Source organism: Chitinophaga sp. W2I13 (genome assembly GCF_050434005.1).
Classification (GTDB): domain Bacteria; phylum Bacteroidota; class Bacteroidia; order Chitinophagales; family Chitinophagaceae; genus Chitinophaga.
Genome location: NZ_JBNPWD010000001.1, coordinates 6,882,537 through 6,897,777, shown reverse-complemented (window position 1 = coordinate 6,897,777; position 15,241 = coordinate 6,882,537). Strand labels below are relative to the sequence as shown.

Genomic DNA, 15,241 nt, shown 5'->3' with positions numbered 1-15,241 from the left:
TATTTAAAGAGAAAGATTATTTTACTTTTAAACCGGAAGCATCTACCTTTTTAGGCTTCAGGGCATCCAGCGCCATTTTCAGTTTTTTCCAACGGTCTGCTTTCTGTTCGCCGGTAATAGTAATTACTCCGTCTTTAACATCTGCCTGGATACCAGGGAAATCTTTCACAATACTTGCTACGGCTGTTTTCAGTGAATCATCGGCAGTAACTTCTACCGGTGCGGGTGGCGGCGGTGGAGGAGGGGCTACGGTAACATTGTTAACAACACTCTTAACACCCTGGTTCAGCTTAACAGCAGCTTCTGCGGCATCTTTGTCAGCCTGGGTGGCAACAGATCCGGAAAGGGTTACTACGCCATCCTTCACATCTGCACTAACGCCGGGCGACGATTGTAATGCAGTGGTTACTGCAGCCTGTATGTCTGCATCCTTAGGTTTCGATTTGCAGGAAATCATGAACAATAGTCCCACGGAGAGGATCACTGTGGTCAGGTGTTTCAGTTTCATAATCATACTGAGGTTTTAATGATGAAAAAATACTTTCTTAAGTTAAGTATCTTTTTTCATCCGGCAATAAGACGGTAAGAGTTGTTTATTTTTTAATACAGACGGCCTGGTCTCTATTAATGTGATTTTAATTTTGACTGTCAGGCGTATTCAATAATTTAGGCCCAGCAAAAAATAATGCAGTAAATTCCGGACCTATGAAGAAATGGTACCTGTTATCACTCCTGTGCATCCTGCTTTGCACGGCATCTGCGCAACAAAATGATCAGATAGCGACTCATTTTTTTGAGCAGCTCGGTAAAGGGAACTGGGACGGCGCAAAAGAAAATATGGATGCCACCATGACGGCAAAGGTAACGCCGGACATGCTGAAAGGGATCTGGCAGCAGATTGAACAGTCCCATGGGAAATGGGAAACTGTTATCTCCCTGAAAACAGCAAAGGAAGGCGCATATGATATGATACTGGCGGATAACAGGTTTGGCAAAGCCATTATCACCTTTCGTGTGGTGTTCGACACCAACCACCGGATTGCCGGCTTTTTTATTGCAGGTACCAAACTCCTGACTACCGCACTGTTGCCTTATGAAGAAACGGATACGGTGATTACTCCGGACGGTGGTATCCTGTATGGCATTCTTACAAAGCCCGTGGAAAAACAACCCTGGCCGGTGGCATTGATCATCGCAGGTTCCGGGCCAACTGATCATAATGGTAATAATCCATTATCAGCGGCTGCCAACGGTAACTCTTATCAGCAGCTGGCAGCAGCTTTAGCGGCCAATGGCATTGCCTCTTTGCGTTACGATAAACGCGGCATCGGGCAAAGCACCGGCTTCAAAAAAAGCAGCAGCGCCACCTCACTCGACGATTTTACGGATGATGCCATCGCCTGGATAGATCATCTCCAAAAAAATACACAGCAATTTAAAAGTGTGGCAGTTATTGGGCATAGCGAAGGGGCTTTAATAGGCCTGATGTGTGCCGGCCGCAGGAGCTTTAACAGCCTGATATCATTATCCGGACCGGGGGAATGTATGGATAAAGTATTGCTGACACAGTTAAGGCCAATGCTGGCTGATTCGTTATATGATAGGGCGACCGTGATTTTAAATGAACTCCGGCAGGGCAATAATCCGCAGCAGGTACCGGCGGTATTAAGCACGCTTTTCAATCCTTCCCTGTATACTTTCTGGAAAAGTACTTTTCATTATGATCCCTGTACCTTGCTACCCGCTGTAAAAATGCCGTTCTTAATTATTGGCGGTACCAGCGATACACAGGTGCCACCTGTACAAGCCGATATTCTCCATCACTGTAAGCCGGGTTCGCAGCTGCTGATGATCAAAGGAATGACGCACGCGCTGAAAGACACCGCACCCGTTCCCGCAGGGAATAAGACGCCATTACCACTGTCGTCGCAGCTGGTACCGTCGTTGGCAGCGTTTATAAAGCATTAGCTATACCGGTCGTTTCTCCAGGGGTAAGCGGTATTGGAGTAACCTCTTTCTTCCCAGAAGCCCAGCCTGTTGGCAGTGAGGAATTCAATGCGCCGTATCCACTTGGCACCTTTCCAGGCATATAGTTCAGGGGTAATCATTCTTACCGGTCCGCCATGTTCTTTTGGTAATGGCGCGCCTTCAAATGTATGTACCAGCAGCACATCCGGTTTCAATGCTTCTTCCAGCGACACGTTGGTGGTGTAATCATCGTATCCGTAACAGAGTATGTGTGTGGCCGTGTCTTTTGGTTGTACCAGCGCGGCCAGGTCCAGCAGGCGAACGCCCACCCAGTTCATATTCAGCTTCGACCAGGTGGTAACGCAATGAAAGTCCGAGGTATCGGATGTTTGCGGCAGTGCGAGGAAATCTTCCCAACTCAAAGTCACCGGGTGTTCCACAGCACCATCGAGGACAAGCTGCCATTCTTCTTTTTCAATTTCCGGCTGTATGCCCAGGTCCAGTACCGGCCATTTATGCGTGATGGTTTGTCCTACCGGTAATACGGGCATGCCATGCCGGTTGGGATTGCCGCTGCCTTTGGGTTTATTATCGGCTACAGATGGGGTGAGCCGCATCTTCTCCTCAAAACGGGATTTGAGCTTCATTCTCGCTTCTACGATACGCTTTAGTTTATCCGCCTCTTCCATAAAGTAATTTTTGGGTCTCAGGGCATAAATATACGGATTTACGGCCTATCCGGGCGGTAGGGCCTGGTGTACCGGGCGCGGCATTATCTGAAAAAAAAGTAGCCGTTTTGCTATACTTTGTTCATACAAAGTTGTATATTGTACGAACAAAGTAAACTTAAATAAAGGCGCGTTATGGAGGTCATTCAAACGATATTCAAGGAGATCATCGGGTTCCTGGGTATCTCGCAACTAATAGAAGTATGTAAAACAGGAAACTATAAGGTGCTGCTTACGTTAAACGGGATCTTCTCGGTTATCTCACCGCTGGTACCTTTTCTGCTATTGCTGGAAATAGGCAGGGCCATTTTTTATAAGAAATTCAAGATTGAAGACTATAAAATGCCCTTCCTGATCTTTGTGGCCAACCGGTTCATTTCCCGGTTCATTTCTATTGCGGCAGTTGCTTTTTGTATTGGCTTGCTGGAGAAATATGCGTTGATCAATACTTCCCTTAAATGGTACTGGTTTATTTATGGATATGTGATCTGGGAATTCTCCCACTTTATTTACCATTATTATGGGCATAAGGTGCGTTTATTCTGGTGCCTGCACTCTACTCATCATGCGCCGCAAACCATGAACCTTTCGGTTACTTATGCGCACTTCTTCCTGGAAGCACCCTATGCAGACGTAATCCGCACCAGTATCTGTATCCTCATGGGCGTTAATCCGCCATTGCTTTTTATCATTATGTTCATCGACGGCACCTGGGGATCTTTCATTCATGTGGGTGAAAACCTGGTTAAAGACGGGCGTCTTGGCTTTCTCAATAAAATCATTCTCACGCCATCGCATCACAGGGTGCATCATGCAAAGAATCCCCTGTACATGGATACCAATTTCTGTAACCTGCTTAACATCTGGGATAAGGTATTTGGCACTTTCCAGCCTGAAAAGAGGGATATGCAGATCGAATATGGTATTTCCCGGGAAATGAATCCCAATAATTTCCTGGATGTTTATTTTGGTGAATTGTACGGGTTGTGGAAAGATGTCCGGAAAGCGCCCGGCATAAAAAACAAGCTGTTGTACATTGTAATGCCGCCGGGATGGAGCCATACCGGGGATCATAAAACCGCGAAGGTGGTGAAACAGGCTTTCCTGGAGGAGGTGCAGCATCAGCAACCATTACGGCAGCCCACAGCAGATCAGGTCATCTGATCAAACAGGTAATACAGCGGGGATTCTTCGAGCACTACCCGGGAATTCCCCTGCGCATCGTTTTTCCATTTGATCAGCCGGATCGCGCCATCTGCTATTTCAATCCCCGTAATATCGCCATCATTAAAACAGCAACAGCCCGTGTTGAAATAGGAGGGATGCGCCATTGTTTTTACCACCTGTTTACCGGCATATTCTGCCTGTCTGGCTGCTAATGCTTTTTGTAAGATGGCTATCTCACCAGTGTCTCCCTGGGCGCGGGCTTTATCCAGTTGTTTCGTGAGTTTGTCGATATGATCCAGTGATGCAAACACCGGTTTGTGGGTGTGCCCGGAAATGAGGAAGGTTTTCTCGTACCGGATACTCCATTCGTACATCATGATATTGTGGCGGTCGGCCAGGTCAAAGGAATCGGAGAGGGTATCCATCCGGATATCAAAAAAGCGCTGTACGGGTGTCCATATAGCGGCTACAAACCATTTGCTGAAAGCATTGCCGTCGCTGCGCAGGTCGCCCTGGTGGCCATGTGTGAGATAAATTTTGTAGTCGTGGTCCTGGTAGCGGGTTTGCAGGATAAGGCCTTCATATACTCTCAGTTTCTTCCCGAAGATCCCCTTCAGAAATTGCTGCCGGGGTATGGCGTAATGCCATTCCAGGTCATGATTCCCAAATATCCTGAAATAACGTTGCTGTTGCAGGAACCGGGCTTCTTCCAGCAATGTGTCGCGGTTTTCCCGGATCACGGTAGCCGGCGTGCATTCCCACAATTCCTCGCAATCGCCCAGGTTAATAAACGTGTAGCCTTTGTCGTAGTAATAACGGAGCGCAGCCACATAATTGGCTTCTGCGGCCATAAAGTCGTCCGCACCATCTTTACCTCCTTTATGTTGATCGGAGAAAATAATAAAGCGGCTATGCTCGTAATCAAAAGGAACAATCAGTCCTTTTTGACGGTTGCCTTTGAGGATTTCCTCGTGAAGCTGGGATAGGGAGGTAAATACCTGGGATTTGTCCGGCTGGGAAGAAAACCTGTTTGAAAGCCAGATAACAGGACGCTGGAAGAATTTTTTCACTGGATGCGGCACGCTGTATTTTTTTAGAAAGGTGGCTGAGTACCTTACCACGCACAAAAATGAGCGATTATCAATAACCGCTCAGATTTTTTTATTTCAATAAAGCCAGACCTGTTACAGTTTAGCTTTTTACTTCTTTCTTTACGTTAACCGCACTTGGACCTTTCTGTCCTCTCTCCACTTCAAAAGTTACCTTGTCTTTTTCTTTAATAAGTTCAGTCAGCTGGTTAATGTGAACGAACACACTATCCTGTGTCTGCTGATCGATAATAAACCCGTAACCTTTGGACTCATTGAAAAATTTCACCACACCTCTGCGGATCAGTTCTGCTGGTTCCTCGGGCAATTGTCTGCCTGGTCCGAGCTGAATGTCTTCCACATTGATTTCCCTTTTCCTGCTTGGATCGGGTGGAGTAGAAGAGATATTACCATTCTCATCTATGTAAGCCATCATGTCCTCCAGACTCTTTCCTTTTCCGCTTTCTCTCTTTCGTTCTTCCTTTCTTTCTTGTTTATCCAGTCTTTGTTTCGCTTTTTTCTTTTCTTTTTCTTTTTTACCAACTGTTTCCTGGGATCTAGCCATATTTATGTATATATTTTGATACCTTACAAAGATCGGCTTTTTTTGCGTAAAAGGCCCGGAATATAAAGCAGCACAGCCTTTATGCACAGGTATTTTGCCCCAGGACTCCCTATAGCGGCTATTCTATATTTTTTGCACATTGAAAATAATTCGCATCACGTTGCAGATTATCATGATATTTTATTTGTGACCAGGGATAATTATGGTGTCATGGGATTTCCATAGATTAGCAAATTGGTTTTAGTGCGCAACAAAATTAACCACCTGGAAGTGGACCCGTCTAAAAAAATTTAAAACGCTTATGATGAAGAAAACGGCCCTGGTTTTCCTTGCTGCTATTGCAGGAAAACAGGCAATGGCACAGGTAGACGCCGGCCTGTTCCGCTATCCTGATGTATCCCGGTCGCAGATCGCATTTTCCTATGCCAATGATATCTGGATTGTCCCGAAAACGGGTGGCACAGCCATCAAACTGATTTCTCCACCGGGAGTGGAGGCCTTCCCGAAATTTTCCCCGGATGGCAACAAACTCGCTTTCAGCGCCAACTATGATGGCAACGCCGATGTATACGTATTACCGGTAGCCGGTGGGGTACCGCTGCGTCTCACGGAGTACGGCGGCAGCGACCGCGTAGTAGATTGGACACCCGACGGCAAGCAGGTGCTTTTTGCCTCCGGCAGGGAAAGCACGAAAGAACGCTTCAACCAGTTTTACACCATCCCGGAAAATGGTGGCGCCGCCACCAAACTGCCACTGGCCTACGCAGAGTTTGGATCATGGTCGCCCGATGGTTCCAAAATGGCCCTGGTTACCCGCTCCCAGAGCTTCCGCAACTGGAAAAGGTACCGCGGCGGTATGAAAGCAGATATCCATGTGTTTGATTTTGCCAAACAACAATCGGAAAACATTTCCGCAAAAAGTGACGCGGGCGACGAATTTCCCATGTGGCACAACAACTTCATCTACTTCCTGTCCGACCGCGGCGCAGAGAAAAGGATGAACCTCTGGCGTTTTGATGTTAATACCAAAGCCTGCGAGCAAATTACCAGCTACAAAGACTATGACGTTCACTTTCCCTCCCTGGGACCAGATGATATCGTGTATGAAGCCAATGTCAAATTGTTTCTCCTGTCGCTGAACACACAACAATCTACCGAGGTGAAAATTAATATCACCACCGACCTCGCGGCACTGAAACCACGCACACAACGCACTGCTAAATATATCCAGTCCACCGCCATCAGCCCTGATGGCCAGCGTGCGCTGATAAGCGCACGCGGCGATGTTTTCTCCGTACCCGCTGTAAACGGCTACGTGAAAGATCTTACCCGCACCAGCGGTGTGGCAGAACGCTTCCCTGTATGGGCGCCGGACGGCAAAACCATCGCCTGGTGGAGCGATAAATCAGGTGAATATGAACTGTGGCTGGCTGCCGCCGGCAAGGAAAATGAGGCTAAACAGATCACCCATTACGGCCCCGGCTTCCGCTACCGCCCGCACTGGTCGCCCAACAGCAAACAACTTGCGTTTATAGACCACGACCTGAAAATATGGGTGCTGGATGTGACCACCGGTAAAACCACGGCGGTCGACAAAGCCCTTCACTATTCACCCGATGTGCTGGATGGCTTCCGTTTCAGCTGGACTCCCGACAGCAGATGGCTTACCTATAGCCGCGACATGGACAACGGCCATGAAGCCGTTTTTCTCTTCGATACAAAAAATAACCAGCGCCACCAGGTAACCAGCGGTTTCTATGATGCCGCCCGGCCGGTGTTTGACGAAGAAGGCAAGTATCTTTATGTACTTACCAACCAGTCGTTCAAACCCACCTACAGCAGTATCGATAATACTTTTATTTACGCCAACAGCACCGTGATCGGGGTTATTGGCCTGCAAAAGGAAACACCTTCCCTGCTGGCAACCCGCAATGATGCAGTGAATATAAAGGAAGATAAAAAGGAACCGGAAAAGCCGGCCGCAAAAAAAGGAAAAGAGAAGAAGGAGAAACCTGCAGACGATAAGAAAAAAGAAACCGCCACCAATATCGACCTGGACAACATGGAAGCCAGGATGGTATTGCTGCCGGTACCAGGTGGCAACTACTCCCGCCTCGGCGCCGTAAAAGGCAAAATCCTGTTTGTGAGCAGCACACCACCCAGCGACGAGGAAAGCGGCGGTGAAGCCACTTTGCAATACTATGATATCGCTACCAAACAGGTAAAAACTATCATCAAAGACCCGGGCCAGTACGAACTTTCCGCCGATGGCAATAAAATACTGGTCAATAACGGGCCCTATGGCGTGATCGACGTAGCCGAAAATCAGAAGATCGACACCGCTATGCAGGTGGACGACATGGAAATGACCGTGAACCCGGCAGAAGAATGGAAACAGCTGTTTATGGATACCTGGCGCCTGGAACGTGATTTCTTCTATGATCCCCATATGCACGGCCTGAACTGGAACAGTGTAAAAGATAAATACCTGCACCTCCTGGAAGGCGCCCGCACCCGCGAAGAAGTAAGCTTTGTGATTAATGAAATGCTCGGCGAAATGAATGCATCGCATACGTATAATTTCGGCGGCGATGTTGAAGATGGCAAACATGAAAATGTAGGCTACCTGGGCGTGGACTGGCAGGCAGATGGTAAATACTACAAAGTTAAACGCATCGTCCGCGGCGCCGCATGGAACGCGGAAGCCCGTAACCCGCTGGACGAACCCGGTGTGAACATTCATGAAGGAGATTATATCCTGGCAGTAAACGGCGAGCCCCTCACCACCGCGCAGGAACCATACAGCGTGTTTCAGTCGCTCGCAGGAAAAGTAGTGGAGATCACCTGGAATAGCCGCCCTTCCCTGGAAGGCGCTAAAACCGCGATCGTAAAAACCATCGGCAGCGAATACCGCCTGCGCCACCTGGCCTGGATAGAAAGTAACCGCAAACGTATTGCGGATGCCACCAATAACCAGGTTGGATACATCTTTGTGCCAAGTACCGGCATCGATGGCCAGGATGAACTGATCCGCCAGTTTAATGGTCAGTGGGATAAGGCGGCCCTTATCATTGATGAACGCTTCAATAACGGCGGGCAGATTCCCGATCGTTTTATAGAAATGCTGAACCGCAAACCGCTGGCTTACTGGGCTACCCGTAACGGTACGCCCACACAATGGCCTTCTTACGCGCATTTCGGCCCGAAGGTGATGCTGATCAACGGCTGGAGCGGTTCCGGCGGGGATGCCTTCCCTGATTACTTCCGCAAGGCAGGACTGGGCCCCATCATCGGTACCCGCACCTGGGGCGGTTTGATCGGTATCAGCAATACACCCGGCTTAATCGACGGCGGCATCATCACCGTACCATCCTTCCGCATGTTTAATAACGACGGTACCTGGTTCCGCGAAGGACACGGCGTAGATCCTGATATTGCGGTAGATGAAAATCTCGGCGATATGGCCAAAGGCATCGATCCGCAGCTGGAACGGGCCATCACCGAAATAAAGAACCTGCTGCAAACAAAGCCTTACAAGGCGCCTGCACAGCCTCCTTATGAAGTGAGATAACGGCTTTATATAACTGACCGGTGGCTGTTTGCTTTAAGTAAACAGCCACCGGTTTTTTTATTTACGCGGCTGGAAATTCCATCGCAGTCCGCCACTGAAAAAGTAATTGGTCGCAAAACGGTGCATCGGTTTATCTGCAAACATCTCAGATAAATTCTTCTCCTTAAAAGTAGCGCCGCTGTAAAGGATACTGCCACCCGACGCCACAAAATCGATATGCCGGTTCAGGTGCCAGGTATTCTCCAGTCCCACGCTCATTTCAGCATAACCCATCAGCCGTTTTTTATCCGGCGCATTCTCCACATCGTACGAAGAACCGCGCATACGGAATGCCAGCGCCAGGTCCGTTTGTTTATTCAGACTGCTGGATACACTTATTTTCTCCGGGAAATTAACATCTATCCTGTACCTGCCGGCTGTTTGGTACTTAATGAGCAATGCAGGCAATATCATAGGCGTGCCAAAACTATTGGTAAGCATAGCGCCTATACCATAGGAGAACCGCTTGTTATGTTGTTTTATAAATATTACGCCTCCGTTAATAAAAAGATCTTCCCCGTTGATCTTTTTCATATCAGTGAAAACCCCGGCAGATAACATACTCAGCATACCCCAACGGTTACCGATACTCCGGAAATGAAGGAGCGCCAGCTGTGTTTCCAGCAGTTCTTCCGGAAAGATCCGGTGATCATAATCTTCGCTGACCAGTTTGGTATAGCTGCCGGAAGCCGCGAGGTTCCAGGTACGCACCTTTCCGGTAGCGGTATCCACCTGGTTGCTCAGCATAAATACAGCGCCGAAATTATAACGTTGCTGCGAAGTAGTGGACTTTGTTTTCACACTATCTTCCGGCCTGATATAACGGGAGGGTGGTAAGTAATCCACGCTGATCCCAATGCCGGGACCATTGAGGGAAGTGGCGCCCAGCTGCGCCCACAGGCGTTGCATAGGTGCAAAGGCGAATAAGGCGAGTAACAAACAGGTATATATTTTCTTTTGCTGCACGGGCTGTTTATGTATGCGTTGTTGATTCGTCATGAGTGATATTTATTGCTTTAGAGGAAGACACCATGCACCCCATATACCCCTATGCCTTTACCGGTATTTATTTTCGGGAGATAAAAAACACAATTGCCCCATCCCGTAAAATACAGGCGTCATTACAATGTCATAATTGGGCGGCAGTATTTCCGTATAACCATTACAGTAACTAAATTCAAGGTATACCACGTAGAAGAGCGTACGAAAAAATCTGTGAGCCCATTTGTCTTTTTTAACCAAACATACAGTGCAATGAAACCAAAATTATCGCTTGCGTTCGCATTCGGATGCCTCACCCTCGCGTCTTGTTCAAAGAACTATTTTGCCTCCGGCGAATCCCCGAAAGACAGCCTGTCACCCGCCACCGTTAAAGCTTCAGGCATTACGGATGTTGCCGTGGCATTGGGTAGTAACGCCTGGTTAACACAAAGCAGCGCAGGCGCTGCAGAAGTAGTAGTGGACTATGGCCTGGCCAACTGGACCAGCAGCAGTTCCGTATTCAGCGCTTACTTTCGCACCAGCGCTACCGGCACCCTTCACCTCGCATTGCGCGGTAAAGTACCGGGTGGCAGCAGCCAGCTGAAAATAACCGCCGCGGGCCAGTCGAAAACTATTACCGCCTCCGGCGGCAACTACCACACCATTGATGTGGGCGATTTTAACCTAACGGATACCGGCTATTTGAAAGTCGATTTCCAGGGCGTATCTAAAACAGGCAGCTACTTTGCCGACCTGTCCGACCTGTACATCAGCGGCGCCGCCACCAGTGGCCGGCTCAACTACATTCAAACCGATGTATACTGGGGCAGGAGAGGTCCCTCTGTACACCTGGGCTATACGCCGCCGGCGGGTAAAAACGTGGAATGGTTTTATAATGAAGTAACCGTACCTACTGGCCAGGACCCGGTTGGATCTTACTTTATGTCCAACGGCTTTAGCCAGGGATATTTTGGCATACAGGTAAACAGTACTACCGAAAGAAGGGTGTTGTTTTCAGTTTGGAGTCCTGCCGATACAGATGATCCCAACAGCATCCCGGATTCACTGAAGATTGAATTACTGCGCAAAGGCCCCAATGTACAAACGGGTTCCTTTGGCAACGAAGGTGCAGGCGGACAAAGTTACCTGGTATACAACTGGCAGGCGGGAACTACTTATCGCTTTTTAACGCATGCTGTGCCGGTGGCCAATAACAAAACGGAATTCACTTCCTGGTTTTATGCCCCTGAAACCGGCGCCTGGCAACTGATTGCCAGCTTCAGACGTCCGCAAACCAATACATACCTGACCGGGTTGTATTCTTTCCTGGAAAATTTCTCCACCGAAACCGGTTACATCGGCCGGAAAGCACAGTACGGCAATCAGTGGGCAAGAGATACCAATGGCACCTGGTATGAGTTAACAAAGGCGCAGTTTACAGGCGATGCTACTGCTGCATCCCAGTCGCGTATGGACTTTGCCGGTGGCGTGGAATCCACAAAGTTTTACCTGCGCAACTGTGGCTTCTTCTCTAACTTTGTAAAAATCAATACGCCGCTTACCCGTACACCATCGGGTACTGCGCCGGTAATTAATTTTAATACCTTACCATAAACAAATAAAAAGGGGCTGTGACTGCAGCCCCTTTTTTCAAACAATAGTAACCCTCAACGTGGCGGAGTATTATTTATGCTCTCCACCTTATCTTTAATTTCCTTTGAAGGCCGGATGCTCAGCGCTTTTTTCCAGAGGATGTTGGCATTTACAGTATCTTTCCTCTCCAGGTAATAATCTCCCATACTATCATACGTATTAAAGCTTTCCGGGTAATAATCTATGTTCAGCTGAAAGAACATTTTAGACTTATCAAAATTTTTCTGTTGCAGGTGGTGGTAGCCAAATTCATTAAAGGTAGGTTCGTAGGGGCGTACCCGGTAGCCCATGTCTTTCGACAAAATATCGAAATGCTGGGTGATAAGTGTTTTTAACGAATCCGCAGGGCAGCTGTCATCGGTATAGAGATAAGTAGGAAAGCGGTGATGCGGAAACAGGAATCTTAATCCGTCGTATTCTCCCACGAGCGGTATCGAGTTATGGTCATCATCTTCATAATATGTATAACTCCACCTGAGCTGGTTACCGGGGAATTTTCTCAGGAAATCGGTTAAGTTAAGAATGGCGCTGGTATGAACGGATCCCTGATAGTTATCTTTTCTTAATTGTACAGTATCCAGTCCGGGCTTCATGGTATGGGCCACTGCGAGGTAGAGGTTTTTACCTTTAAATGACTGCTGCAATTGCCTGCTGGCTGTTGCAAGCACCTGGCCTTTATTCCAGGAAATGCTCGGATCTATGGCAATATAACCGTTAAACAACGCAGGATGATACAATAGCGTGTTCACCACCATCAGTCCGCCGAGGGAGTGTCCTATCAGCGTACGGTAGGGGGCCGTGGCGTATTTTTTATCGATATAGGGAATGAGTTCTTTACCAATAAATTCCGTGAAAGCCTCGCCGCCGCCGGAACCGGGATACGCCGAATCGCGTGTGGGTGTGAGGTCGCGCATCCGGTTACCGCCGGTATTCGGAATACCAACAATGATCATCCTTGGCAGCGCTGTATTCCCATTAATGGCGCTTAGCTGCAGGATCATTGATTGCAGGGAGGAGAAGTGAAAATCGCCATCCAGCACATATACCACCGGGAAGGCCGGCTTTGCAGAATAGCTGGTATCTGCCGAAGGCGTATAGATCCATAAGGGTCTTTTTTCTTTTAATACATCAGAATAAATGCTATCAGGTTGGCCGAAGGAAACCAGGCTTTGGTTTGCTTGTGCCATCACACCAGCACCACCGCATAGCACCAGGAAGGCCAGGAACACCAGAAATACCAGGAATATTTTTTTCATACCGGGTTATTATTTCCCGAAAGATGGAATTTTCCGGGCACGTATTTCCGGAGTTGTGATGCACGCGGGGATTAATGTGACGGAGTGGGTGTTTTGCGTGACAAAGCGGATTTTGTCTTTCTCGCTGATTACGCTGATTATACTGATTTGCTTGATTTTTACTTTTGGATTTTTTTGGATTTTTTGATTAATAATACGGGAGATAGAAACGGATATATTCGCTTCTATCTCCCGTAATCCTTTATAAAATCCAAAAGTAAAAATCAAGCAAATCAGTATAATCAGCGTAATCAGCGAGAAAGACAACCTCCGCTAAGCTTTGCGGAAAACGACGATGCCGTTATGTCCGCCGAAGCCAAAGGTATTGCTCATGGCTACGTTGACCGTTTTTTCTATGGCGGTTCCCAGTACGATCTGTAAGGTGGAAGGGATGGCGGCATCCAGTTCCTGTGTATTGATAGTGGGAGGGATGATGCCTTTCTGAATGCTCATGACGCTGGCGATAGCTTCTATGGCGCCGGCGGCGCCAAGCAGGTGGCCGGTCATGGATTTGGTGGCGCTGATGTGCAGGTGCGACGGTGCGGCTCCGAACATTTTGCCGATGGCAGCTATTTCGCTCAGGTCGCCCACGGGTGTGGAGGTGGCGTGTGCATTCAGGTAATCCACTTCTTCTTTATTCAGCCCGGCGTCTTCCAATGCGAGCTGCATAGCCCGCAGGGCGCCCAGTCCTTCCGGATGGGTGGCGGTCATGTGATAGGCATCGGCGGTCATGGCTGCACCGGCTACTTCGGCGTAAATGTGTGCGCCCCTGGCTTTGGCATGTTCATACTCTTCCAGTATGAGTGCACCGGCGCCTTCCCCCATCACAAAGCCATCGCGGTGCACGTCGAAAGGACGCGAGGCGGTGGTAGGGTCATCATTGCGCACCGACATGGCTTTCATGGCGCAGAAGCCACCTACAGATGCCGATGTGATGGGCGCTTCGGAACCGCCGGTCACAATTACCTTCGCCTTACCCAAACGGATATACGTTAATGCATCCATGATAGCGGTATTGGAAGTGGCGCAGGCTGATACCGTCGTATAATTAATGCCCATCAGGCCATATTTAATGGAGATCATGCCTGATGCCATATTGGTGATGAGCTTGGGCACAAAATAAGGGCTGAAACGGGGATTAAAATCGCCGGAAACATATTCAGTAACCTGTTCCTCGAACGTTTGCATACCGCCCTGCCCGGAGCCCCAGATCACGCCGGTATCAAAAGGATCCATGGTACTGAAGTCCAGCCCCGAATCTTTCACCGCCTGGTCGGCCGCTACGAGCGCATACTGCGTAAAGGGATCTGTTTTGCGTACTTCGCCTTTGTCAAGCAACGCGCCAGGGTCGAAGCCTTTCAGCTCGTGTGCAAACTGTGTGCGGAAGCGGCTGGCATCAAAGTGACTGATAGTGGCAGCACCGCTTTTACCGGTAACAAGACTATTCCAGAAATCGGTAACATTGTTACCAATAGGGGATACGGTACCCATTCCTGTTATGACAACTCTTTTCATAGCTGGTTATTTATGACGCAGATCGTCCAACAGCTGCTCCGCAATGTGGCGGAAAGCTGATGGTCCCATCACCCTCGATAAAAGAAGGGAGGCCTGCAAATTGGATATGATAATGAGCGCACGCGTGTTAGCGGCGCCTTTAAAGTGAATGCGTTTCTTTTTCCGGCCTTCTTCGAGGCACCGGGTAAGCCAGGCGAGGATGCCGCTGGCCATTTCCTGTACTTTCGCCTGCATAGCCGGTTCCAGCGTCTCAAAATCCGGGGCGAGAGAGCCCATCAAACAGATATTGCCTTCTTTGCTGTGCCGGCGGAATACTTCCGTCAGCTTTACCAGTTGTTCTTCTTCCGGCAAACTTTTCCACTTGCTCGTTTGTGCGATAAATTTCGCAATGTCCTGGTCTACTATTTCCACGCCCAGGTCGGCTTTCGCCGGGAAATGATAATGCACCGCCGCATTTTTTATCTCTAGCGGTCCTGAAATGTCTTTGTAACTAAAGGCGTTAAATCCTTTGGTCCTCACCAGGCGGTCGGCCAGCGCCACTATTTTATCTTTTGTTTCAGACATACTTTGCCGTTTGCGGCCCAAATATACTTACTTAGTAGTAAGTAAACAAATGCACGGCTTTTTTGTAACTTATTGGCTTAAAAAAAGCGGGGAGGTTTGATTTCAAA

General features: G+C 48.5%; 12 protein-coding genes. 4 read left to right on the top strand and 8 right to left on the bottom strand.

The genetic code is table 11. The features are described from left to right. Nucleotides 1-16: 16 nt before the first annotated feature. Nucleotides 17-508, bottom strand: a complete 492-nt coding sequence (locus QFZ48_RS28250; protein WP_429047616.1) for a BON domain-containing protein — start codon at nt 506-508, stop codon at nt 17-19. 197 nt (nt 509-705) lie between these two features. Between QFZ48_RS28250 and QFZ48_RS28245 the strand changes: the two genes are divergently transcribed. Continuing rightward, complete coding sequence (locus QFZ48_RS28245; RefSeq protein WP_429064814.1) at nt 706-1,968, top strand: alpha/beta hydrolase; 1,263 nt, start codon at nt 706-708, stop codon at nt 1,966-1,968. On the opposite strand, the gene QFZ48_RS28240 is transcribed toward QFZ48_RS28245, so the two are convergent. Beyond that, complete coding sequence (locus QFZ48_RS28240; protein WP_429064812.1) at nt 1,965-2,657, bottom strand: sulfite oxidase-like oxidoreductase; 693 nt, start codon at nt 2,655-2,657, stop codon at nt 1,965-1,967. The two genes, QFZ48_RS28245 and QFZ48_RS28240, sit on opposite strands and share 4 nt — an antisense overlap. A 174-nt stretch (nt 2,658-2,831) precedes the next feature. Here QFZ48_RS28240 and QFZ48_RS28235 point away from each other — a divergent pair, with 174 nt between their 5' ends. Beyond that, entirely contained in the window at nt 2,832-3,860 is a 1,029-nt protein-coding gene (locus tag QFZ48_RS28235) for a sterol desaturase family protein (RefSeq protein ID WP_429047621.1), read from the top strand. Here the strand turns inward: QFZ48_RS28235 and QFZ48_RS28230 are convergent. Beyond that, a complete protein-coding gene (locus QFZ48_RS28230; protein WP_429047622.1) occupies nt 3,848-4,945 on the bottom strand; it encodes a metallophosphoesterase in 1,098 nt (365 codons plus the stop codon). The two genes, QFZ48_RS28235 and QFZ48_RS28230, sit on opposite strands and share 13 nt — an antisense overlap. A gap of 109 nt (nt 4,946-5,054) precedes the next feature. Continuing rightward, complete coding sequence (locus QFZ48_RS28225; RefSeq protein WP_079469927.1) at nt 5,055-5,516, bottom strand: cold-shock protein; 462 nt, start codon at nt 5,514-5,516, stop codon at nt 5,055-5,057. 301 nt (nt 5,517-5,817) lie between these two features. On the opposite strand from QFZ48_RS28225, the gene QFZ48_RS28220 reads away from it, so the two are divergent. After that, nucleotides 5,818-9,087, top strand: coding sequence for a S41 family peptidase (locus QFZ48_RS28220; RefSeq protein WP_429064810.1), 3,270 nt, complete (start codon nt 5,818-5,820; stop codon nt 9,085-9,087). A gap of 57 nt (nt 9,088-9,144) precedes the next feature. On the opposite strand, the gene QFZ48_RS28215 is transcribed toward QFZ48_RS28220, so the two are convergent. Further along, complete coding sequence (locus tag QFZ48_RS28215) at nt 9,145-10,125, bottom strand: DUF6268 family outer membrane beta-barrel protein (RefSeq protein WP_429064808.1); 981 nt, start codon at nt 10,123-10,125, stop codon at nt 9,145-9,147. Nucleotides 10,126-10,380: 255 nt separating this feature from the next. Between QFZ48_RS28215 and QFZ48_RS28210 the strand changes: the two genes are divergently transcribed. Further along, nucleotides 10,381-11,721: a DUF3472 domain-containing protein gene (locus tag QFZ48_RS28210; RefSeq protein ID WP_429064806.1), complete on the top strand. Its 1,341-nt coding sequence runs from the start codon at nt 10,381-10,383 to the stop codon at nt 11,719-11,721. 53 nt (nt 11,722-11,774) lie between these two features. Here the strand turns inward: QFZ48_RS28210 and QFZ48_RS28205 are convergent, their stop codons facing one another. The 3 genes from QFZ48_RS28205 to QFZ48_RS28195 form a co-directional block, all read right to left on the bottom strand. Beyond that, nucleotides 11,775-13,016: an alpha/beta hydrolase-fold protein gene (locus QFZ48_RS28205; RefSeq protein ID WP_429064804.1), complete on the bottom strand. Its 1,242-nt coding sequence runs from the start codon at nt 13,014-13,016 to the stop codon at nt 11,775-11,777. Nucleotides 13,017-13,328: 312 nt separating this feature from the next. Then, a complete protein-coding gene (fabF, locus tag QFZ48_RS28200) occupies nt 13,329-14,570 on the bottom strand; it encodes a beta-ketoacyl-ACP synthase II (protein WP_429047630.1) in 1,242 nt (413 codons plus the stop codon). A 6-nt stretch (nt 14,571-14,576) separates the two neighbouring features. Next, nucleotides 14,577-15,134 carry a TetR/AcrR family transcriptional regulator gene (locus QFZ48_RS28195; protein ID WP_429047632.1) on the bottom strand — a complete coding sequence of 186 codons (558 nt, stop codon included), beginning with the start codon at nt 15,132-15,134 and terminating at the stop codon, nt 14,577-14,579. Nucleotides 15,135-15,241: the final 107 nt, after the last annotated feature.

Coding starts and splice junctions, on each gene's coding strand:
- fabF (WP_429047630.1), bottom strand. CDS start 14,570: ATGAAAAGAGTTGTCATAACAGGAATGGGTACCGTATCCCCTATTGGT.
- QFZ48_RS28250 (WP_429047616.1), bottom strand. CDS start 508: ATGAAACTGAAACACCTGACCACAGTGATCCTCTCCGTGGGACTATTG.
- QFZ48_RS28225 (WP_079469927.1), bottom strand. CDS start 5,516: ATGGCTAGATCCCAGGAAACAGTTGGTAAAAAAGAAAAAGAAAAGAAA.
- QFZ48_RS28220 (WP_429064810.1), top strand. CDS start 5,818: ATGATGAAGAAAACGGCCCTGGTTTTCCTTGCTGCTATTGCAGGAAAA.
- QFZ48_RS28210 (WP_429064806.1), top strand. CDS start 10,381: ATGAAACCAAAATTATCGCTTGCGTTCGCATTCGGATGCCTCACCCTC.
- QFZ48_RS28195 (WP_429047632.1), bottom strand. CDS start 15,134: ATGTCTGAAACAAAAGATAAAATAGTGGCGCTGGCCGACCGCCTGGTG.
- QFZ48_RS28245 (WP_429064814.1), top strand. CDS start 706: ATGAAGAAATGGTACCTGTTATCACTCCTGTGCATCCTGCTTTGCACG.
- QFZ48_RS28205 (WP_429064804.1), bottom strand. CDS start 13,016: ATGAAAAAAATATTCCTGGTATTTCTGGTGTTCCTGGCCTTCCTGGTG.
- QFZ48_RS28215 (WP_429064808.1), bottom strand. CDS start 10,125: ATGACGAATCAACAACGCATACATAAACAGCCCGTGCAGCAAAAGAAA.
- QFZ48_RS28235 (WP_429047621.1), top strand. CDS start 2,832: ATGGAGGTCATTCAAACGATATTCAAGGAGATCATCGGGTTCCTGGGT.
- QFZ48_RS28240 (WP_429064812.1), bottom strand. CDS start 2,657: ATGGAAGAGGCGGATAAACTAAAGCGTATCGTAGAAGCGAGAATGAAG.